Raw genomic sequence first — 19245 nt, 5'->3', positions numbered from 1 at the left:
CAAAAATTCTGACCGCAAATGTAGCAATATTTTAAAATCATCGGTTAATGCTACGACTTATATCCGTAATTAGTCCTCCAAGAAAGGATAAGCTGGATCAGCATATACATCTGTGTATGCGTTTTCTGGTGCTGGATAGGCCGATTCTTCAGCAAATTTCACACAAAGGCTTACTTCTTCCTTGATCTTTTGGTCAATGGTTGCTAATTCTTTTTCTGTAGCCAATTTCATAGTAAGGATATCTTTTCTCACCATTTCGATTGGATCTCGTTGCTTGTATGACTCTAGCTCCTCTTTGGTTCTGTATTTTGCAGGGTCAGACATAGAGTGCCCTTTGTATCGGTACGTTTTGAATTCTAACAAAGTAGGACCGTCTCCTTTTCTAGCACGCTCTGCCGCTCTTGCCACTGCATGGTGTACGTCGATTACAGACATACCATCTACAGACTCAGAAGGCATTTCGTATGCACTACCTAGTTGATCCAGACCCGTTACATTTGACGTTCTTTTCACTGATGTACCCATGGCATAACCATTGTTTTCAATGACAAAGATGGCTGGCAGTTTCATCGTCATGGCCATGTTTAAAGCCTCGTGAAAAGCACCTTGTCTTACCGCGCCATCGCCCATGTAAGTAATACTCAGCTTACCAGTATTATTATATTTTTCGGTGAATGCTAGACCTGCTCCTAATGGCACCTGTCCACCAACGATACCATGTCCACCATAGAAATGATGCTCTTTATCAAAAATGTGCATCGATCCACCTTTTCCTTTAGAGGTACCCGTCTCCTTGGCAAATAGCTCAGCCATGATTCTTTTAGGGTCCGTACCCAAAGCGATAGGGTGTGCATGATCCCTATAAGCAGTGATATACTTATCACCCTCTTCTAATGCACTTACAGCTCCTGCTACACAAGCCTCTTGGCCGATGTACAAGTGGCAAAATCCTTTGATCTTCTGCTGACCATAAAGCTGACCCGCTTTCTCCTCAAATTTTCGCATCATCATCATAGACTCATACCAAGTCATATAAGTCGATTTCGAAAATTCATTTTTGGATGTTGCTTTTGAGTTCTTTTTTTCTTTTACACTTGCCATTTCAAAAGTTATTTAAGCGGTTTGACTGAATTAAGTACTTTGGGGGTTGTCGTTTCGCTTGTTTTACGATCTGCGAAATTAGTTAAATTAGTAGTTACAGCAAAGCATTATGTTTCTTCAATCACTGTCCTTACAATATTTTAAAAATTATGAAAAGGCAGACGTTTCATTTTGCAATCATTTCAATTGTTTGGTCGGTATGAATGGCAGCGGAAAAACCAACATTTTAGATGCCATTCATTATTTGTCTACAACCAAAAGTGCCTTTCATTCGCTGGATGCCCAAAGCATCTGTCACAAAGGAAAGTATTTCGTAGTAAATGGCGTTTTCGAAAAATTAGACAAAATACATCAGATACATTGTAGCCTCAAAAAGAACAGTCGAAAGACTTTTAAGGTAGATGAGGCAGAATATGATAAGCTGAGTGAACATGTGGGCAAATTTCCTGTTGTGCTAATTGCCCCCAACGATGACGAACTCATTCGCGAAAGCAACGAAACCAGACGCAAGTTTTTTGACAGCATCATTTCACAATATGACCTTTCGTATCTGCAAGCCCTCATCAAATACAATCATCTCCTCAAGCAGCGCAATGCCTTATTAAAGAAAATGAACGAAGCTGGCAAGGTAGATGCCATCATGCTGGATACATACAACCAACCCATGATTCAGCTCTGCGTAGAAATCGCCAAAAAACGCATGGCATTTATTGAGGAGTTTCTTCCACACCTTCAATCCAACTACGACCGGATCTCTGACAAAAAAGAACGTGTCTCCATCATATATCAAACCAAGGTACTCTCTACCGACTTCGAACAACAATATGCCAAGGGTACTCAAAAAGACCTCATCACTCAACGTACCAATTTAGGTATTCATAGAGATGAATATTTGTTTGAAATCGATGATTATCTGATCAAAAAATTTGGGTCTCAGGGTCAGCAAAAGTCACTGCTGATTAGTTTGAAATTGGCACAATTCGAATTTGTGAAATCGCACTTGGGCATTACGCCACTGCTGCTGCTCGACGATATTTTTGATAAACTGGATGATGCCCGCATCTCGCAGCTGATGTCCATCATCGGGTCCGACGACTTCGGTCAGGTCTTCGTGACAGATGCCCGAGAAGAACGCACTCGTAGTTTGCTTGAAGGCAAATTCGAGCCTATGAAGATTTTTAGAGTGGAGCATAACACCATTGAAGAATTGACCTAAGCCTATTTTCGACATTTCAGTCTGACGCTCACTGACTGATCCGGGCGCAATGTCAAAAGTGGATTGAATCCAATGGACTTGGGAGACAACGGTTCTAACTGGAAGGACCGAACAAACTGCACTAACAAGAGCGTCATTTCGTAAATTGCGAAATTATTGCCAATACAGAATCTAGGGCCTCCGCCAAATGGCAAATACTGAAACTTGTGTTTGAAATCATAAGTTTCGAACCGATCTGGGTTGAACGTATCAGGGTCGTCCCAATAGTCTGCATGATGATGCAACTCATAGATGCTATTCATCAGCTGATATCCAGCCTCTATTTCACACGCACCCAGCTGGTCATTGGCCTTGGCCTTTCGTACAATATTCCAAATGGGCGGATACATCCGCATAGATTCTTTGATGACCTGACCCGTGTATTTTAGATTCGAAAAATTCATCAAATCCAAATCCTCCAACGTAACCAGCTCAGCAACTTCCTCATATAATCTATCTTGAATTTCTGGATGATGCGCCAACAAGTGCAGCGTCCAGGTCATACCCAAAGAAGAGGTCTCGTGCCCCGCCACCAGAAAGGTGAGTATTTCATCTCTAATTTGGATAAAGTCTTTTTCTGCATCTAGCTTGGATAGTAACACAGCCAGTAGATCTTCTATATCACTTCCGTAAATGGCTGATCGCTCGTCTATCGTTCGCTGAATCAGCTCATTCGAATCAGCCATCATCGCATGGTATCGCCTATGATTCTGAGTAGGTATCCAAAGTGGCCATTTGAAGGGGTTGCGTATGCGATTGACTATAAACTCCTGCCCGAAGTTGACATGATCAGACATTTTGGTCAGTATCTCCTCGTCCGAGGAATGAATCAGCGAATTGAGCAAGATGGTGAGTGTAAGTCCATTCATCTCTGTATCGAGCCTCAAGTCATCATGGGAAGAAAGGCCTGAAATGTATTGCGCACCTGTTTGCCATACGGCTGGTAGCAATTTTCTCAATTCGGTCTTGTGAAAAGACGACTGTAGCATTTTACGGTTTTGGTGCCACTCGTCACCTTCGGCGGTGAGCAATCCATTACCTAGCACAAGCGCTACTTGTTTATAACCATTGCTTTTGGTGTAGTTCCCGTGGTTATTGGCCAGTACATGCTGTGCCTGATCGGGATCGGAGATGAGAGCAAATTTGCCAATAGGCAAGTTGAGATCGACTGGTGAGCCGTATTTGGCCGCAGCCTCTTTCATATACAAAATAGGAGAGGCCTGAAATTTCTTTAGGTTTTGAAACTTAGTGTTTTCAGGAAAGGCTTTCGGTGGTTTCAAATGTTCGGTTTTGTATACAAGCGAAGATAAGAAAATCACGGAGGATTAGCCTGCGGTTTTCTGTTCTAGGTTTAGCAGCCACTGTTTGCGCCACACGCCTCCGCCATAGCCCGTCATAGAGCCATCCGAGCCGATCACTCGGTGACAAGGGATGAGAATAGAAATACGGTTATCTCCATTAGCAGTAGCTACCGCTCTAATCGCTTTTAAGTTATTGATGGCTATGGCTTGTTCTTTATAACTACGCGTATACCCATAAGGAATGTCTTGAAGTACTTGCCAAACTTTTTGTTGAAAATCAGTGCCTGGTATTTCCAATGGCACAGTAAATTTTTGAAGCTTACCTTCAAAATATAAATGGAGTTCTTCGCTCAGCTTTTCAAAGAAAGGACTTTGCCCTGGAATTAATTCTGCTTTGAGGTATTTTCTCAGTCTTTCGACCTGGGTTTCAATCATTCTCCTGTCCGTGAATTCTAGTAGACAAATACCATGCGCTGTAGCTCCTGCTATCATAGGGCCCAGTAGGGTTGGGATACGGGTAACAGAAATGATGTTTTTGTATTTGCTTTCTTTTGGGCTGAAGCCTGTCGAATTTTTGAAACTTTCCAAAAAACCACTCAATGATTCAAAACCATTGCTATAGGCCGACTGGATCACTTGGTCTCCTTGTCGGATTTGTCCAAAGGCATTATTGATACGGAGGGCGCGCAAATAGGCCTGGAAGGTCATACCATGGTTTTTTTTGAACCATCGGCGGACACGTGCTGGATCTAGCCCTTTATCCCTTAAGCTTTGGTCATTTATTTTGATGCTCGGCCTCGCTTCGATTTCTTCTAACAATGGTTTGAGCCAAATCGGCACGGTGCCTTTCATTTCCATGGGATGGCACACTTTGCAGGGTCTATAGCCATGGTCTAGCGCCTCTTTAGAATTGCCAAAGTACTCGACGTTTTCGGCCTTGGGTTTGCGTGCATGGCAAGTAGGTCTACAAAAAATACCTGTCGTTTTGATGGCAGCAAAAAACACACCTTCAAAAGTACTGTCCTTGCTGACAAGTGCTTGATACATGGTTTCCTTATTGGGCAAAAGCGAGAGTTGCATGGTCATAAAATTAGCTATTAAAATGCTAAAGTAGACGAGCCCTATTTCTGGTTCAACCGAAAAATGAACAAGCATTTTTTTAAACGTTGAATGGTTTGCAAAGTCTCCATATTTTAGATGAAGAAACCAATAAGCAACAAATATTTTTACATAAAAGACTGATTGAAAACAAATTATGTCCAGACAGGGCAGTACTTTTGTTGCTTCAACCAGTGCATATATCTATTGCTTTCCTTTGCAAAGAGGATATTTGCTCGTGGTCTAAAGTTAGATGATTGCGACATTACATATTTTCAATTATTTGACTGATGCACCAAGTAAATTCATCCGCCTATCTAGAGAAAATTAAATCTCAAATTATAGACGCCACTCTGATTGCTGGGGTTTTTGCAGGCCTTTTGGCTTTGCTATTGGCTTACTTCCCATATGGCTCCGCTCAGCAAAATCTGAATTTTTACACAGACTCTTTTGCCGTATTTATCCTTGTCTTAGTCTGTGCCTACAGAAAAAGCATACGCATAAAAATGAAAGCATACATCGTCATTATAATGCTTATAAGTTTAGTACTATCCGACATCTATAGCTATGGTCTTTATGCCCTAAACAAATCCTTGCTAATCATTATTCCTTTTTATGCCCTCTTTAGTTTCAACTTTTGGAAGGCTCTTTTCTTTTATTTCATCTCCATTACTGCCTTTCTATGTTTTGGATATTTTGAATGGTACCACATTCAGGAAGAAGTTTTAATCATCACTCGAATGAACTCTTTTGTTGTTTGGTTAGAAGGTGCTGTTTTATTGAGTACGGTCTCTTTGATTGTTCTGATTTTTACAAAAAAATATAATAGTGCTCTGTCTGGACTCATCTCTAACCTAGAACAAAACAATAATGAGTTGATAGAAAGTCAGGCCGAGCTTACAGCCAAAAATGAAAGTTTAGAAGAAACGTTGGACAAACTAAAAGTCAACAATGAAAAACTAGCCGAATATGCTTATATCAATTCTCATATTCTACGAGCACCACTGGCACGCCTGCTGGGTATATCCAATCTAGTAAGTAGCGAAATAAAACTAGATCAACACAAAGAAATAATGGCAAGTTTCAAAGCCAGTGCCGAAGAGCTAGATCAGGTAGTAGCAAAAATCAATGCTGTACTTGAAGAGCAAAACGAACTCAATAGAAATAATATACTTGACCCACCCAAAAAAACCACAAAATAAATAACTTGACCTCAAAACGACCGGCCATGCGTCAACCTAACGATAGATTTTCCCAGTGGTTGGATATTGGCCAAACCCACAGCCAGATGAGAGGCTCTGGTGGATCCAAATAGTTTTTGAATTTGGCGGCCAGCCCAAAGCCGTCTAGCAAACTGGCCGCCCCAAGCACGGGTATAACTCAACTCCAGCGAAGCGCTATCGAAAATACCTCTATTCCAATGCCCAAGAATCAAACCTGAAAGTATACAGGCAGACCGAATAGCCATGGCCATACCATTGCCGCAGAGTGGCGTAATCATTCCTGCCGTATCTCCACACATCAATACATGACGATAGACCAGCTCTTTTTTCTCAAAAGAAATCTCACTGATTACTTCTGGCTTATCAAACAAGAAATCCGAATGAGTCCATAGCCTTTTAAGCCATGGGTTTTGATGAAGGACAGACTGCTCCATGTCATCAATAGACAATGATGCTTTCAGGTTACTCTGATGAGACAAATAGCATAAGTTAAACGTTTGGTTTTCTACTTGACTGACCCCGCAATAACCATTTTCGAAATTGTGCAAAGCAATTTCATCTGCAGGCAAGTCTGTTTTAATATGGTATTTCACTCCTAGATAGGGTGACTTTTTTTGCATAAATGGACGGTTTCGGTCTAGTGAAGAACGCTTGCCGTATGCTCCGATCACAAGTCTGGATTGATACGATCGCCTATTGGCTGCTACTTGAAATAGGTTTTCTTCAAAAGAAATATCTGAGACTTTCGTCCCTTGAAATACTTCCACTCCCGCCGCTAGAGCCTGTTCGAATAAGAAATGATCTAAAGCAAAGCGACTGATACCAAACCCTCCCATTGGCAAAGGCAAATGAGCTTGCTTGCCACTAACAGAAGTGAGCATGAGCTTCGTAATTTGCGATGGAGCAAGTATATCTGGGTATAAATGATGTCTGACCAGAAAAGATTTAACTTCATTAGAAATGTACTCACCACACACCCGATGAAAGGGATATCTGTTCTTTTCGAATAGCGCCACTGCCAAACCCGCACGACTTAGCAAAACCGCATTGATCAGTCCAGAGATACCCCCACCTACTACTATTACATCGTACATTGGGATAAATATCTTTAGAATTGATCAACAATTAGAGCAGAGACTCGTAAAATTGCAATTCAAACGACATACGATATGGCTGAACACCTTTTTCTTACCCACTCCGACAACCGCCAAGAAAAGTACGAAGTACTGATTCCACAAATAGAAGCTTTAATCTCTACCGAGTCTGATCTCACGGCCAATTTGGCCAATGTTGCTGCTGCGCTCAAAGAAGGCTTGGGTTTTTTCTGGGTAGGTTTCTACCTAGTCAAAGAGGGTGAACTGGTACTGGGACCCTTCCAGGGGCCTATCGCTTGTACCCGAATTCAAAAAGGGAAAGGTGTATGTGGCACTGCTTGGGCCGAAAAAAGAACTATAATAGTAAAAGATGTAGACCAGTTTCCTGGTCATATCGCCTGTAGCAGTGCCTCGCAGTCGGAGATTGTACTCCCAGCCTACAAAGGAGGAGAGGTCACTCTGATCCTCGATGTAGACAGCGATCAACTGGCCGACTTTAAAAAGGTCGACCAAATACAGCTCGAAAAGCTCATGAAAATTATTGAAGCAAAGCTTTAGTAACTAAAACTGTTCAGAAATTCGATCATCTCGTCTTTGAAGGCAGGTAGGTTTTTTCCATAGTCTACATACTGCATCAGTTTTTGATCCATATCAGCCATCTGCTGCTGGAGCTCTGTGTTTTGGTTCACAAACAAAAACTCTAGCTCTGGTTTCAATTCCTTCAATACATCCACAATGTCAAGCACCGATAGATTTCTCTCCGATACATTATAAGCACCTGATGGAATATCTTTTCTGATTACATCTTGCAGGATATTGGCAATAGAATTCACATGAATAAACGAACGCTGCTGATTACCATTGCCGTTGATCTGTAGTCTTCCGTTAAAATTGCACTCGAAGACAAACTTGTTGATCACCGCATCGAACCTCATGCTTCGGCTATAGCCATAAACATTGCCACACCGAAGTACAATCGGGTTTCGGTCTTTGCTCAGGCGCTGAATGTGCTCTTCGCCTCTCTGCTTAGAGATCGCATAAAAAGAGGATGGGTTCAAAGCATGGTCGTCGGTGATCGGCTCATCGTCAAAACCATAAACGCCCATACTACTCAGATAAATTACTTTCTTCACATCACTTTCTTCTATGGCATAGGTCAGCTCGGCTGTGCCCCAGTTGTTTACTTGCTCATAGAAGTGCAGGTTTACATTAGCAAACGGCGAAGTCGCTTTGGCAGCTAAGTGAATGACTACGTCGACACCATTCAAAGCTTTTTTCAAACTTCTAGAATCCAGTAAATCTCCCTTGATAAACTCTAGGCTAAATGGGTTGATAAATTTGTCTCCCAAAAAAAGGTTGTAGTTGCCACGCATCAGATTGTCATAGATCACTATCTTGTCTACTTCCTTATTGCTACTCAGGTGTTTGATTAGTCTGGTGCCTATATATCCAGCTCCTCCGGTAATTAATACTTTCATTACTATTATTTATGAATCAGAGAGGCCAATCAACCAAGCGGTAGCTCCGCTGATTTCCTCATCCATACTTCTACTTTTTTATTTACTTACTAATTCGGTGTGTAGCCCACATTCCGTTTTGTTCATCCCGTACCAACGGGCTTCACGCTCCATCATTTCTAGACTCGGCTTACGCGTACATGGCTCACAGCCAATACTGCTATAACCTTGTGATTCCAATGGGTGTTTGGGAAGCTTAAACTCTCGGATATAGTCGAAAATCATTTTGTTGGTCCACTCCAGCATAGGATGAAACCTAACGGTATCAAATTTCGATTTTTCTTCCACTTTCATTTTGGCCCGGTTGGCATTTTGATCACGACGGATGCCATTGATCCAAATGTCGTAATCCGAAAGCAGACGGTCCATAGGCTGCACCTTGTTGTAGTGACAACACCTATCTGGATCAGAAGCAAATAGCAATTTGCCTTCGCTGTCCTTCTGAAGACTTTTAGGAATATCAGGTTTGATCTCAACCATATTGAGTCCAAACTCCTCAGCCAATTGATCTTTATAAGCCAATGTTTCTGGAAACAAAAAGCCTGTATTCAAACAGTAGACAGGTATTGTCTTATCGATACGGCTCAGCAAATGCAGCAGTACGATACTGTGTGTTTGAAATGAGGAGGTGGTAAAAAGCTTTTTTCCTTCCTCCTGATACTTAATAATATGACTTTTTATTTCATCAATATCCATCGAATCAGGTATTTAATAGAACATGCGAAGATATAGTGAATTCTATAAACAGAACCCAAATGGCTATACTAAACATGATCGTCTACTACAAGGTTGCAGTCTTTCCATTTTTTGTGGTCATCAATTTCAATATTTATAAAAGAACCATTTAAACAGAATGGCGTAACATTGCACTATGAGAGTAGCCGTTTACAGAGTAGAGCATTTCAATGCGGCCCACCGCCTGCACAATCCCGAATGGAGCGACGAAAAAAACCGAACCGTATTCGGCAAATGCAACAACCCAAACTACCATGGGCACAATTATAATTTGGAAGTGGGTCTCTTTGGAGAAATTGACCCTGACACAGGCTATGTGTATGATTTGAAAGTACTCAGTGATCTGATCGAAGACAAAGTATTGAACCGCTTCGATCACAAAAACTTGAATTTGGACGTAGCAGAATTTGCCAACCTGAACCCAACCGCCGAAAATATAGTTGTAGTAATTTACAACCTGCTCCGAAGCGAAATAGATGAAAAATACGATTTGAAAATAAAGCTATATGAAACAGAAAGAAACTATGTCGAATACCCCATCGGATGATGTAATCGATGATTTGGATCATGTAGCGACTTCGTTTGACACGCCGCTCAGAGCCGACGCTTTCAAAATGGACGACGAGCTCAAAGTAGAACTCATCGCCAAGCATTTCAAAGAAATCATGGAGATTCTTGGACTAGATCTCACAGACGATAGTCTCAAGGGCACGCCCAATCGCGTGGCCAAAATGTATGTAAAAGAAGTTTTCAGTGGGTTAAACCCTAAAAACAAACCACACGCCCGTTTGTTTGAAAACAAATTTGGCTACGACCAAATGCTCGTAGAAAAAGAAATCACTTTCTACTCTCACTGTGAGCATCATTTTGTACCTATCTATGGCAAAGCCCATGTGGCCTATATCTCTAGCGGCAAGGTGATCGGTCTATCTAAGATCAACCGTATCGTGCAGTACTATGCCAAACGACCACAAGTACAAGAGCGTATGACTGTGCAAATCGCCAACGAACTCAGAAAAGTGCTAAACACCGAAGACGTAGGCGTGGTAATCGATGCCAACCACATGTGCGTATCATCGAGAGGTGTAGGAGACACCAATAGCAAAACGGGTACGGCACACTTCAGCGGAAAATTCACCAACGAAGATACCAAAAAGGAATTTTTGAACTATATAAACACACCCGTCTGATTCTTATGAATACAAATGTAGAATCGATCAAACAAGTCCTACTGCGAGATCTCACTGTGCTGGAAAAAGAAATCAATGCCTATGACAATCCTTCTGATCTTTGGCTCATAGACGGTGATATAAAAAACTCGGCAGGCAACCTAACACTTCATCTCTGTGGAAACTTACAGCACTTTGTAGGAGCTATCGTAGGAGCAGACGGCTATATCCGCCAACGTGAATTGGAGTTTGGCCAGAAGGATTTGCCTATTGGCGAATTACAAAACGAAATTCAACAAACCAAACTTGCAATCGAAAAAGCACTCAATAAGCTTTCTGATAGCGACCTTGAAAAAACATATCCCCTTGAAGTATTTGGCAAACCAATCACTTTTTCTTACTTTCTGATTCATTTGACAGGCCACCTCATGTACCACCTCGGCCAGATCAATTATCATAGGCGTCTGTTGGCGTCCTAAAACGTCCGCTAGCTATGTATAAAATCACAAAACCCACCTTATTATTAGATAAAAAAAAGGCCATTCAAAACATCAAACAAATGGCAGCCAAAGCCAAGGCATCTGGGGTGAAATACCGTCCACATTTCAAAACACATTTCTCGAAAGAGATCGGCGAGTGGTATCGAGAACAGGGAGTGACAAGTATCACTGTTTCATCCATCGATATGGCTGTCTATTTTGCCAGTCATGGGTGGAAAGACATCACGATAGCCTTTCCTGTTAACGTCCTACAAATAGACGTGCTAAAGCACTTGGCCAAACAGGTAACTTTGGGTTTGGTAGTGGACTCACTTGATACAATGAACCTCGTCCATTCAGAAATATCCGATACTGTTGATATTTATATTAAGATCGACACGGGCTATCACCGTGTAGGCATCTGGCACGAAAACGTAGCAGAAGTGCAAGCATTAGCAACAGCTATAAAAAAACCACACAAATTCAAAGGCCTATTGGCTCACTTTGGACATACCTATATTGAAACTAAAAAAGAGAACATTACATCTATATATAATTATGGAGTAAAAGCATTAAACACTTTGCGCAATGAACTCAGCAATGATCTAATCATCTCTATAGGAGACACCCCTTCATGCAGTATCGTGGAGAATTTTAAAAACATAGATGAAATCCGTCCTGGCAATTTGGTCTTCTATGATGTGATGCAAACCGAGATTGGCTCTTGCGGTTATGATAAAATCGCCGTGTGTCTGGCTGCTCCTGTAGTGGCCATTTATCCTGACAAGTCTGAAGTAGTTGTTCATGCAGGTGCCGTACACCTAAGCAAAGATCGATTGCAAGATGCCGCGGGTCAATCGTATTTTGGTCAAGTAGTGGAGCTACAAGAAAAAAGCTGGTCTAAGCCACTAGAAGGATGTCATGTAAAAAGTCTCTCTCAAGAACATGGCAAAATCACTCTATCCAAAGATCAAATGGCAAAGATCAAAATTGGTGATGTTTTAGGAATCCTTCCAGTACATTCTTGCCTTACGGCCAATTTGATGAAAGAATATATGACAATCAGAGGGGAAAAAATTGGAACGATGAATGGGTAGTTCAGTCATCCTAATCCAGCATATTGTGATCAAGTATATACTGTAGCAAATCCGTAGCAGCTTCATCTATAGGCTTATAGTACACACCTATTTCATGGCGACTTTTAGTGTTGTCAAAGGCTAACGTTTGATCCACATTTTCTACCACAAACTTGCGAGAAAACCCCTTGGTAAACCCGAAGAAATAAAGCATTTTTTTAGGGAATATTTTTGTGGGAAAAGGAAAAGTTTCTCCAAATTTTTTGTGTAAAATATCGGCTACCTCTAGCATGGATTTAACCTCAGCCACCAGCATAAATCGACCTTCGGCATATTGATCTTGAGCAGCAAATATGTGTGCCTGAGCCACATCTCGTACATCTACAAAACCATACTGTACATTAGGTACTCCTGTTTTGTACGTGCCATTAGCAATCTTTTTGATGAAATCGAAACTACCCGATCGGCTGTTAGTAGTAAGCGATGGGCCAAGGATGACGGCAGGGTTAAGAGCCACCATTTTCCATCGGCTTTGCTCATCATGTATGCGCCAAGCCTCACGCTCAGCTACCGTTTTAGAAAACGCCAATGGCTGATGTTTCAAATTGCTGGATTTATTCCAGTAATCTTCAGTAAACTTTTGCTCTTTGGTACTGATAATGTCTGTGACATCTCCATAGATGGCAGAGATTGCACTGGTAAAAACGACCTTCTTCACCGACGATGTTTTGTTTACCATCTCCAACACATTTCTCGTCCCTTCAAAAGAAGGGTCTATCAATTGCTTTTGGGGGTTAGTAATACCACTAAGTAGGTAAGGAGATGCGGTATGAAATACCATATTACAGCCATACATTGCTGCCTTAAAACCATCGGGCTCCATTAGATCTGCTTCTAATATGTCCAACGACCCTTTAGCTCTTTCTGCTATTTTTTGAAGATGTTTGTATTTGTCTTCGTTGCTGAGATCACGCACGGTGACACGTACTTTGTAACCGTCTTCCAACAGGTATTTGACCAGCCAAGAAGCCATATACCCTGCTCCTCCTGTCACGAGTACGGGGAGTTCTCTACAGAGGATATGGGGGTTTATTTCTTCGTCTTCCGCTTGCTGATACATGAGAACCAAAAATTAGTGATAAGCACATAAACTTCCAATGGATTACCCACTAATCTCTGATTCTAACATTAGAAGAATTGAATAATTCTAACAGTCCAAGTCTTGTTTTTCCTTTTCGTATTCTTCCGAATCGAAACCCAGGTCTATACCAAAGCAGTCAAACCACTCGTCGTAAACATCGAGTAGGTTATTGATGGAGGCTTGTAGGGCTTTACAGTTTTCAACTGATTGATCCTCCTGATAGGCCTCGAGTTTTTCGTTATAGTCTTCTGAGGCTTCTGTTATTAATGTTTCGCTGCATCCTGATATGTTCTTGTCATCATCCTTATCATCATCTCCACTACAACTGGATAGGACAAACATGATACATAGCAGGCTGAATAAAATTGATAATTGCTTCATTGTCATTTTATTTTTAATTGTTAAAAACAGATATCGCATGACCCTCGGGTCATTATTAATAGCAATATACAATGAATAAATAGGATCGTAGCAATGTGATCTTTCAAGCATGGAGGGAGGGTCCACTTCATGAATCCGAATCCATTGTATAAAACGACTCTTCAAAAAAAGAAGGACAGCCAGTAGGCTGTCCTTCTTTTAGATCAATCATAGGGTTTCAACAATTTTAATTCAACTGGTTATAATCCTGAGTGCCTATTTCCTCATAACAAATCAGGTTCTACTTAGTCTTCGTTATTTTTAAGGCTATTGCCTACCCACAGTATTTCAATACTCCCTTCTAATTTTATTGTGCCTGTTGCGCTTTCAAGATAATAATTGTCGTACGTCACATACAGTTCATACGCTTGATTTAGCAAAGCTTCCATATCCCCATCTCTTTGGCTGAAGTTTGATGTCTTATTGACAGTCACGCTGACAGACCCACCACTACGGTCATCTTCACTCTCTGGCAAACTATAACCTACAGGGTCGCTGTAATCCACAAGAGTGATAGTACCAGGAAACAAATCAAAATCAGACGCAACCTCTGGCATCTTCAAAGTGGTAGCAAACTCCTGCCAATCAGCAGTTTTATTCTCCGCTTGAGTCACTACTACAGACCCTCCATTGTTTAAAACTTTCTCAGAATTAAACCAACAAGTGAAGTTAAGCTCAGGCCTATAGTCCTCTTTTAGTGCATTGTCATTCCAAGTTTCACCAATACTAATATTAGCAATTGTACTAAAGTATTTTACATCATTCGAAATAAAATCAAGTCGAGTCACGCTACCCCCTACTCTTAAGTCATGATCCAAAATATGAAAGCCTGGAAGTAAAAAACGTTTCACGACCTTGCAATTCCTATCGTCTATCGATGCAATATCATAATAGCCCGGGAGTGGATTGTTATAAACCCCGCTATTCGCATCTGGCTGCCCTGATGACGTACCTGGGTATGATGCAGGACCAGATTTTATTTTATTTACCTCAAGAGGAGTTACTGAGAAATTTACAAATTCGGGTTCATAGTCTGTGATATGACTGGCAACAAACGAATGTCTACTAGGGTCTAGATAGCTCGTGAATTTAAACTCTAAGTTGCACCCTTCTTCTTCTTCTTCGTCATCATCGTCGTCATGGCTGCACCCCATGTCATCCAATTCATCTTCCAAATCACCAATAAACCCCTCGATGTACTCTTCATCCAAACCTTCGGCTGAGGAAGCACAGCTCTTGATGCTTTTCAAAAAGTCGACATATTCTTCAATAGCCTGTCCACAACCTTCACAATCTGCTACACTACCAGAGCATTCATTACTATATGTCTCGAATAGGTCCTCCATTTGCTCATCAATTGTCTCTTCGTCACAATTAGGCCCATCATCGACGCAGCTGTGCATCACGAAGGTGATCCCAAACATGCTGATTAATAAAAACATATGTTTCATCTTTCCATTTTTTAAATTTGACAAAATCCACAAGTCTATTTAGACCCACAAAAATATAGACCCGTCCAACAGAAAAACATACCAAATAGTAAGTATAAACCACACTCCTATGAGCACAGCAAATGGTATTGATTGCCTACCCCTGTACACAAAAGAAGGACAGCCAGTAGGCTGTCCTTCTTTTAAATCATAATTCGCAACTATGTGACTATTAGCAATCCAAAGCTTCTAGCTCATCATTCAATTCATCGATTTCTTCTTGATATTCATCTGAAGAATCATAACAATCCTGCGCTCCATCAATAACGTCTTTGTACTTCTCAAGTACTTCCTTATATGCCTTACAATTTTCAGACGAATCGTCGAAAGCATATACGAGACTTGCCGCAATCATCTCACCTAAAAGATCGCTAACTTCTTCTGCTTTAGCTTCACAATCTACTTCATCGTCTTTGCAGCTTGTCATAAAAAAACACTGCACACATACTGCTGAGTAATAGTAATTTTTTCATTCTTATTAATTTTGATAGTTTTAATTGATAGTAGAAAGATGATGTGTTTATTTGTTATAAACAAAGGAAAGATATGAATATATATAGGTTGATTTGTGCTGTCCTTATATTGACAGCTTGCCACGATCAGAATAAAAACACAATTTCTACTGTAGAATTGATGAAAACACAGGAAATCAAAAAAGTAACTGAGGCAGAAATATTGCAAGGTGGTTCGCTCATCGGCGGAGAAGTCATGAAAGTGATAAACCAGGTAATACAAAAAAACATCAACCCAGACTCGCCTACATGCGACATCTCCAAATGGGATGAATTGGATACACTAGCCCAATTTTATAAAGTCGAAATTGACAAGGTGGGAAATCAGACGCCGAATAAATCAGACTTAGAATTTCAGTTGCTAGAAGCGTATCAATACAACCTAGAAAACGACCTGACAGCTACAGCCGCAGTTCAAAAAGCAGATCGCAAAACAGTGCTGTATGCCTACCCCATTGCAAAGAATGATTTGGTATATAAATACTGTATGGACAGCACCCAGCAAACAAAAGCAGAAATGTGGCGGCTAAAAATTCCGATCAAGGAAATTATCCTGAGGCTATAAAAAAAACCTTTTAAACAAAGAAAGACAGGCAAACACCTGTCTTTCTTTGTTTTTAAAACTATCTTTTTCGACTAGCAAATGTCATCTAGATCATCCTCCAAGTCGTCTAGATCATCCATAAGGTCATCATAGGCCTCTTCATCTTCGTCGTCCTCGATACAACCTTCAATACTCTTTGCGTAATTTCTCATTGCTTTAATCGCATCTTCACAATCATCGCAATCAAAATCCTCCACGCATGCCTCATGAATTTCATCGTTTAAATCATCTATCTCATCATAGATTTCGTCCTCATCACAAGCGGTGTCATCATCATCACTACAGCCTGTAGTAAATAGAAAAAAGCCAAAAAGGCTCAACAGTAGTAATAGCTTTTTCATAATTCAATTTCTTTAAATAGGGTACATTCTTTTTTTCAGAAGAATAAATTTATAGCCTATATGGAGTTAGTTAAATACCCATATATGGGTATTTATAAAGGAAAAAACCAGTGCTTTTATCCCTCCATTTCAAAATGAAAATATGATTTTTGACAAACAAAAAAAGGCTGTCCTTTCGGGCAGCCTTTAGTATTTTTCTTGGTTTCACAACCCTAGAACAAATCCATACCTTACTTAGTAGCTACAAGCGTAACGTCTAAAGTAAATTCATCAGCAATTGCTTTGTCTCCTAAGTTGTCGAAGAAGCTATTAGAGCCATATCTCACGCCGAATTTTGTTCTGTCCACAGCGATTTTAGCCGTGGCAGTAGCTTTGCCACCTTTCACACTCACCTCTGCTGGAAATGTGATGGCCGCTGTTTTGCCTTTGATCGTCAAATCTCCAGTCACCTCATATTTTCCTTTCCCCGTGCTTTTAGCATTCGTGATTTTGAAAACTGCTGTTTTATACGTTTCCACAGCAAAAAAATCATCAGAGTTCAAATGCCCCTCTAACTTGCCTTTCCATTCTCCTTCAAGGTCAGTCACCTCAATCGTGGTCATATCAATTTCGAATGAACCACCCGTTAATTTCGATCCGTCAATTTCCAAAGAGCCTTTAGCTATTTGTATGTTGCCATTGTGTCCACCGCTTACTACTTTTTTTGCAGTCCAAGCTACAGTGCTCTCCTCTACATTTGCTTGATACGTTGAATTGGTTTCGGCAGGGTTAATAGTCAGGCCTAGTGCTAATAATAATACGTTTAACATGTTTGATAATTAGTTTAGTGAATATGTGTCTATACAAAATTTGTAATTACGAATATAACGATCGTTCTATATTTAGGTTTTAAAATCCGAATATATTTTTGAAATCTTTAATAAAGAGAAACCTTATTTTAAATTATTGAATAAAGCAGACCTCTACAACTATTTAAATAAGTCGATCGTATAGTTGAACCAAATTGGCTTATCTTTGTGGCCTTTAAAACACACACACTAGATCAAAACAAAATGGCAAATACAGTATTAGCATTTGGGATGCCTGGCGGATGGGAACTAGTAATTATCGTTTTGGTAATTATTTTGCTATTTGGCGCTAAGAAAATACCTGAGCTGGCCAAAGGATTGGGTAAAGGAATAAGAGAATTCAAGGATGCGTCTAAAGAAATCAAAGACGAAATTCAAGAAGGTATCAAAGACGAGAAGGAATAATTTTGAGCACATACGATTCACTGTCTCGAATCCAATCAGACATTGATTCGGGAGCCATAGACTGTGTAGGGTTAGTCAACCACTACATTTCCAACATACACAAAAACAAAAACCTCAACGCCCTCACGGCGGTATATGAGGCAGAAGCACTCGCTGCAGCCAAAACCATACAAGCCAAAATCGAAGCAGGCACTGCTGGTCGATTGGCAGGCATGGTCTTCACCATCAAAGATGTGTACTGCCACGAAGGCCATACACTTCAATGCGGCAGCAAAATACTCGAAGGCTTCGAATCACAATTTACAGCCACATGCGTACAGCGTTTGCTAGACGAAGATGCCATCCTCATCGGTAGAAACAATTGCGATGAATTTGCCATGGGCTCGTCCAACGAAAACTCGGTGTTTGGTCCAGTCATCAATGCCGCTGGAGAAAACCGTGTGCCAGGAGGGTCTTCTGGTGGGTCGGCAGTCGCCGTACAAGCGGACATGTGCCTCGTATCTATCGGGTCAGACACAGGAGGTTCAGTACGCCAGCCAGCAGCCTACTGCGGGATTGTAGGACTCAAACCTAATTATGGCCGCATCTCTCGTCACGGGCTATCTGCCTATGCGAGTTCGTTCGATTGCGTAGGTATCTTAGCAAATACCATAGAAGATACCGCCCTTACGCTCGAAATTATGGCTGGGTCAGACGAATACGACACCACCGTCTCGCATTCAGATGTACCAGCTTATTCCAAAAATATCCACTGGGAAGGCAACGCAAAAATCGCTTGCTTCGACAACATTCTCTCTCATGAAGGGTTAGACGAAGAAGTAAAGAGTGCCACCAGTGAGGCTTACGCCAAATTAAAAAATCAAGGACACGGTATCGATCATCTGGGTTTTCAATACCTAGACTATGTACTCCCTACCTACTATATACTCACCACTGCCGAGGCCAGCACCAACCTATCGAGATACGATGGCGTACGATATGGCTACCGTAGCGACAAAGCACATGACCTAGAGTCGATGTATAAAAAATCTCGCTCAGAAGGGTTTGGCGATGAAGTGAAAAAAAGAATTTTGCTTGGCACCTATGTGCTCAGTGAGGGCTTTTACGATGCCTATTTTACCAAGGCTCAAAAAGTTCGAAGATTAATTCGTGACGAAACAAAAAAGATATTTGAAACTCACGATTTTATCATTTTGCCAACCGCTCCTACCACTGCTTTTGAACTCAATAGCCATAACCGCGACCCATTGGAAATGTATCTCGAAGATATATTTACCGTACAAGCTTCATTAGCTGGGCTTCCTGCTATCTCCTTGCCCAACGGAAAGGATAAAAACGGAATGCCGATTGGAATTCAAGTGATTGCAAATACTTTTGAAGAAGAAAAACTGTTATCTTTTTCGAAGTACTTGGTCGATCACGTACTGGCAAAATAA

At 41.0% G+C, this 19245-nt stretch carries 22 protein-coding genes; 10 read left to right on the top strand and 12 right to left on the bottom strand.

Features of this window, described 5'->3' with window-relative positions; all coding sequences use genetic code 11:
• Nucleotides 1-69: 69 nt before the first annotated feature.
• The gene (gene pdhA / locus N7E81_RS05240) at nt 70-1101 is read right to left on the bottom strand and encodes a pyruvate dehydrogenase (acetyl-transferring) E1 component subunit alpha (protein WP_263052232.1); all 1032 of its coding nucleotides are present in this window, start codon (nt 1099-1101) and stop codon (nt 70-72) included.
• A gap of 109 nt (nt 1102-1210) precedes the next feature.
• Here pdhA and recF point away from each other — a divergent pair, with 109 nt between their 5' ends.
• On the top strand, nt 1211-2317 hold the full coding sequence (recF, locus tag N7E81_RS05235) for a DNA replication/repair protein RecF (RefSeq protein WP_263052231.1): 1107 nt from the start codon (nt 1211-1213) through the stop codon (nt 2315-2317).
• A 2-nt stretch (nt 2318-2319) separates the two neighbouring features.
• Here the strand turns inward: recF and N7E81_RS05230 are convergent, their stop codons facing one another.
• Entirely contained in the window at nt 2320-3636 is a 1317-nt protein-coding gene (locus N7E81_RS05230; protein ID WP_263052230.1) for a cytochrome P450, read from the bottom strand.
• 45 nt (nt 3637-3681) lie between these two features.
• Entirely contained in the window at nt 3682-4743 is a 1062-nt protein-coding gene (locus tag N7E81_RS05225) for a bifunctional transcriptional activator/DNA repair enzyme AdaA (RefSeq protein ID WP_263052229.1), read from the bottom strand.
• Between the two features lie 302 nt (nt 4744-5045).
• Here N7E81_RS05225 and N7E81_RS05220 point away from each other — a divergent pair, with 302 nt between their 5' ends.
• Nucleotides 5046-5957, top strand: coding sequence for a phytochrome family protein (locus tag N7E81_RS05220; RefSeq protein WP_263052228.1), 912 nt, complete (start codon nt 5046-5048; stop codon nt 5955-5957).
• An 11-nt stretch (nt 5958-5968) separates the two neighbouring features.
• On the opposite strand, the gene N7E81_RS05215 is transcribed toward N7E81_RS05220, so the two are convergent.
• Nucleotides 5969-7072: an NAD(P)/FAD-dependent oxidoreductase gene (locus N7E81_RS05215; RefSeq protein ID WP_263052227.1), complete on the bottom strand. Its 1104-nt coding sequence runs from the start codon at nt 7070-7072 to the stop codon at nt 5969-5971.
• 75 nt (nt 7073-7147) lie between these two features.
• Between N7E81_RS05215 and N7E81_RS05210 the strand changes: the two genes are divergently transcribed.
• Nucleotides 7148-7630 (top strand): GAF domain-containing protein, encoded by a 483-nt coding sequence (locus N7E81_RS05210; RefSeq protein WP_263052226.1) that lies wholly within the window; start codon nt 7148-7150, stop codon nt 7628-7630.
• Here N7E81_RS05210 and N7E81_RS05205 read toward each other — a convergent pair.
• A complete protein-coding gene (locus tag N7E81_RS05205) occupies nt 7627-8550 on the bottom strand; it encodes an NAD-dependent epimerase/dehydratase family protein (RefSeq protein ID WP_263052225.1) in 924 nt (307 codons plus the stop codon). The genes N7E81_RS05210 and N7E81_RS05205 overlap by 4 nt on opposite strands.
• Before the next feature lie 78 nt (nt 8551-8628).
• Entirely contained in the window at nt 8629-9285 is a 657-nt protein-coding gene (locus N7E81_RS05200) for a phosphoadenylyl-sulfate reductase (RefSeq protein WP_263052224.1), read from the bottom strand.
• A 175-nt stretch (nt 9286-9460) separates the two neighbouring features.
• Between N7E81_RS05200 and N7E81_RS05195 the strand changes: the two genes are divergently transcribed.
• The 4 genes from N7E81_RS05195 to N7E81_RS05180 are packed head-to-tail and all read left to right on the top strand — an operon-like array spanning nt 9461 to nt 12069.
• Entirely contained in the window at nt 9461-9871 is a 411-nt protein-coding gene (locus N7E81_RS05195) for a 6-pyruvoyl trahydropterin synthase family protein (RefSeq protein WP_263052223.1), read from the top strand.
• Nucleotides 9831-10514: a GTP cyclohydrolase I FolE gene (gene folE, locus N7E81_RS05190; protein WP_263052222.1), complete on the top strand. Its 684-nt coding sequence runs from the start codon at nt 9831-9833 to the stop codon at nt 10512-10514. Before N7E81_RS05195 ends, folE begins: the two co-directional genes overlap by 41 nt.
• Nucleotides 10515-10519: 5 nt before the next feature.
• Nucleotides 10520-10972, top strand: a complete 453-nt coding sequence (locus N7E81_RS05185) for a DinB family protein (RefSeq protein ID WP_263052221.1) — start codon at nt 10520-10522, stop codon at nt 10970-10972.
• A gap of 14 nt (nt 10973-10986) precedes the next feature.
• Nucleotides 10987-12069, top strand: coding sequence for an alanine racemase (locus N7E81_RS05180; RefSeq protein WP_263052220.1), 1083 nt, complete (start codon nt 10987-10989; stop codon nt 12067-12069).
• 10 nt (nt 12070-12079) lie between these two features.
• On the opposite strand, the gene N7E81_RS05175 is transcribed toward N7E81_RS05180, so the two are convergent.
• The 4 genes from N7E81_RS05175 to N7E81_RS05160 form a co-directional block, all read right to left on the bottom strand.
• Nucleotides 12080-13168: an NAD-dependent epimerase/dehydratase family protein gene (locus N7E81_RS05175; RefSeq protein WP_263052219.1), complete on the bottom strand. Its 1089-nt coding sequence runs from the start codon at nt 13166-13168 to the stop codon at nt 12080-12082.
• Nucleotides 13169-13255: 87 nt separating this feature from the next.
• Complete coding sequence (locus N7E81_RS05170; RefSeq protein WP_263052218.1) at nt 13256-13570, bottom strand: hypothetical protein; 315 nt, start codon at nt 13568-13570, stop codon at nt 13256-13258.
• Between the two features lie 284 nt (nt 13571-13854).
• Nucleotides 13855-15060 (bottom strand): hypothetical protein, encoded by a 1206-nt coding sequence (locus tag N7E81_RS05165; RefSeq protein ID WP_263052217.1) that lies wholly within the window; start codon nt 15058-15060, stop codon nt 13855-13857.
• Between the two features lie 211 nt (nt 15061-15271).
• Complete coding sequence (locus tag N7E81_RS05160; protein ID WP_263052216.1) at nt 15272-15526, bottom strand: hypothetical protein; 255 nt, start codon at nt 15524-15526, stop codon at nt 15272-15274.
• Nucleotides 15527-15645: 119 nt separating this feature from the next.
• On the opposite strand from N7E81_RS05160, the gene N7E81_RS05155 reads away from it, so the two are divergent.
• Complete coding sequence (locus N7E81_RS05155) at nt 15646-16176, top strand: hypothetical protein (protein WP_263052215.1); 531 nt, start codon at nt 15646-15648, stop codon at nt 16174-16176.
• Nucleotides 16177-16247: 71 nt separating this feature from the next.
• On the opposite strand, the gene N7E81_RS05150 is transcribed toward N7E81_RS05155, so the two are convergent.
• Together N7E81_RS05150 and N7E81_RS05145 are read right to left on the bottom strand one after the other, a co-directional pair.
• Nucleotides 16248-16556, bottom strand: coding sequence for a hypothetical protein (locus N7E81_RS05150; RefSeq protein WP_263052214.1), 309 nt, complete (start codon nt 16554-16556; stop codon nt 16248-16250).
• A 230-nt stretch (nt 16557-16786) separates the two neighbouring features.
• A complete protein-coding gene (locus N7E81_RS05145; RefSeq protein WP_263052213.1) occupies nt 16787-17365 on the bottom strand; it encodes a YceI family protein in 579 nt (192 codons plus the stop codon).
• 243 nt (nt 17366-17608) lie between these two features.
• Between N7E81_RS05145 and tatA the strand changes: the two genes are divergently transcribed.
• Nucleotides 17609-17809: a twin-arginine translocase TatA/TatE family subunit gene (gene tatA / locus N7E81_RS05140; protein ID WP_263052212.1), complete on the top strand. Its 201-nt coding sequence runs from the start codon at nt 17609-17611 to the stop codon at nt 17807-17809.
• A gap of 2 nt (nt 17810-17811) precedes the next feature.
• Nucleotides 17812-19245 carry an Asp-tRNA(Asn)/Glu-tRNA(Gln) amidotransferase subunit GatA gene (gene gatA / locus N7E81_RS05135; RefSeq protein WP_263052211.1) on the top strand — a complete coding sequence of 478 codons (1434 nt, stop codon included), beginning with the start codon at nt 17812-17814 and terminating at the stop codon, nt 19243-19245.

This window comes from Reichenbachiella carrageenanivorans, assembly GCF_025639805.1.
Taxonomy (GTDB): Bacteria; Bacteroidota; Bacteroidia; order Cytophagales; family Cyclobacteriaceae; genus Reichenbachiella; species Reichenbachiella carrageenanivorans.
Note: the sequence above shows the minus strand (reverse complement) of the source record. Positions and strands in the feature narration are given on the sequence as shown.

What these genes read in the sequence shown, in the direction of transcription:
- N7E81_RS05215 (WP_263052227.1), bottom strand. Translation starts at nt 7,072, where the DNA reads ATGTACGATGTAATAGTAGTAGGTGGGGGTATCTCTGGACTGATCAAT.
- N7E81_RS05170 (WP_263052218.1), bottom strand. Translation starts at nt 13,570, where the DNA reads ATGAAGCAATTATCAATTTTATTCAGCCTGCTATGTATCATGTTTGTC.
- N7E81_RS05210 (WP_263052226.1), top strand. Translation starts at nt 7,148, where the DNA reads ATGGCTGAACACCTTTTTCTTACCCACTCCGACAACCGCCAAGAAAAG.
- N7E81_RS05220 (WP_263052228.1), top strand. Translation starts at nt 5,046, where the DNA reads ATGCACCAAGTAAATTCATCCGCCTATCTAGAGAAAATTAAATCTCAA.
- N7E81_RS05225 (WP_263052229.1), bottom strand. Translation starts at nt 4,743, where the DNA reads ATGACCATGCAACTCTCGCTTTTGCCCAATAAGGAAACCATGTATCAA.
- N7E81_RS05160 (WP_263052216.1), bottom strand. Translation starts at nt 15,526, where the DNA reads ATGACAAGCTGCAAAGACGATGAAGTAGATTGTGAAGCTAAAGCAGAA.
- folE (WP_263052222.1), top strand. Translation starts at nt 9,831, where the DNA reads ATGAAACAGAAAGAAACTATGTCGAATACCCCATCGGATGATGTAATC.
- N7E81_RS05205 (WP_263052225.1), bottom strand. Translation starts at nt 8,550, where the DNA reads ATGAAAGTATTAATTACCGGAGGAGCTGGATATATAGGCACCAGACTA.
- N7E81_RS05145 (WP_263052213.1), bottom strand. Translation starts at nt 17,365, where the DNA reads ATGTTAAACGTATTATTATTAGCACTAGGCCTGACTATTAACCCTGCC.
- N7E81_RS05155 (WP_263052215.1), top strand. Translation starts at nt 15,646, where the DNA reads ATGAATATATATAGGTTGATTTGTGCTGTCCTTATATTGACAGCTTGC.
- recF (WP_263052231.1), top strand. Translation starts at nt 1,211, where the DNA reads ATGTTTCTTCAATCACTGTCCTTACAATATTTTAAAAATTATGAAAAG.
- N7E81_RS05165 (WP_263052217.1), bottom strand. Translation starts at nt 15,060, where the DNA reads ATGAAACATATGTTTTTATTAATCAGCATGTTTGGGATCACCTTCGTG.
- pdhA (WP_263052232.1), bottom strand. Translation starts at nt 1,101, where the DNA reads ATGGCAAGTGTAAAAGAAAAAAAGAACTCAAAAGCAACATCCAAAAAT.
- N7E81_RS05175 (WP_263052219.1), bottom strand. Translation starts at nt 13,168, where the DNA reads ATGTATCAGCAAGCGGAAGACGAAGAAATAAACCCCCATATCCTCTGT.
- N7E81_RS05150 (WP_263052214.1), bottom strand. Translation starts at nt 16,556, where the DNA reads ATGAAAAAGCTATTACTACTGTTGAGCCTTTTTGGCTTTTTTCTATTT.
- N7E81_RS05180 (WP_263052220.1), top strand. Translation starts at nt 10,987, where the DNA reads ATGTATAAAATCACAAAACCCACCTTATTATTAGATAAAAAAAAGGCC.
- N7E81_RS05195 (WP_263052223.1), top strand. Translation starts at nt 9,461, where the DNA reads ATGAGAGTAGCCGTTTACAGAGTAGAGCATTTCAATGCGGCCCACCGC.
- tatA (WP_263052212.1), top strand. Translation starts at nt 17,609, where the DNA reads ATGGCAAATACAGTATTAGCATTTGGGATGCCTGGCGGATGGGAACTA.
- N7E81_RS05185 (WP_263052221.1), top strand. Translation starts at nt 10,520, where the DNA reads ATGAATACAAATGTAGAATCGATCAAACAAGTCCTACTGCGAGATCTC.
- N7E81_RS05200 (WP_263052224.1), bottom strand. Translation starts at nt 9,285, where the DNA reads ATGGATATTGATGAAATAAAAAGTCATATTATTAAGTATCAGGAGGAA.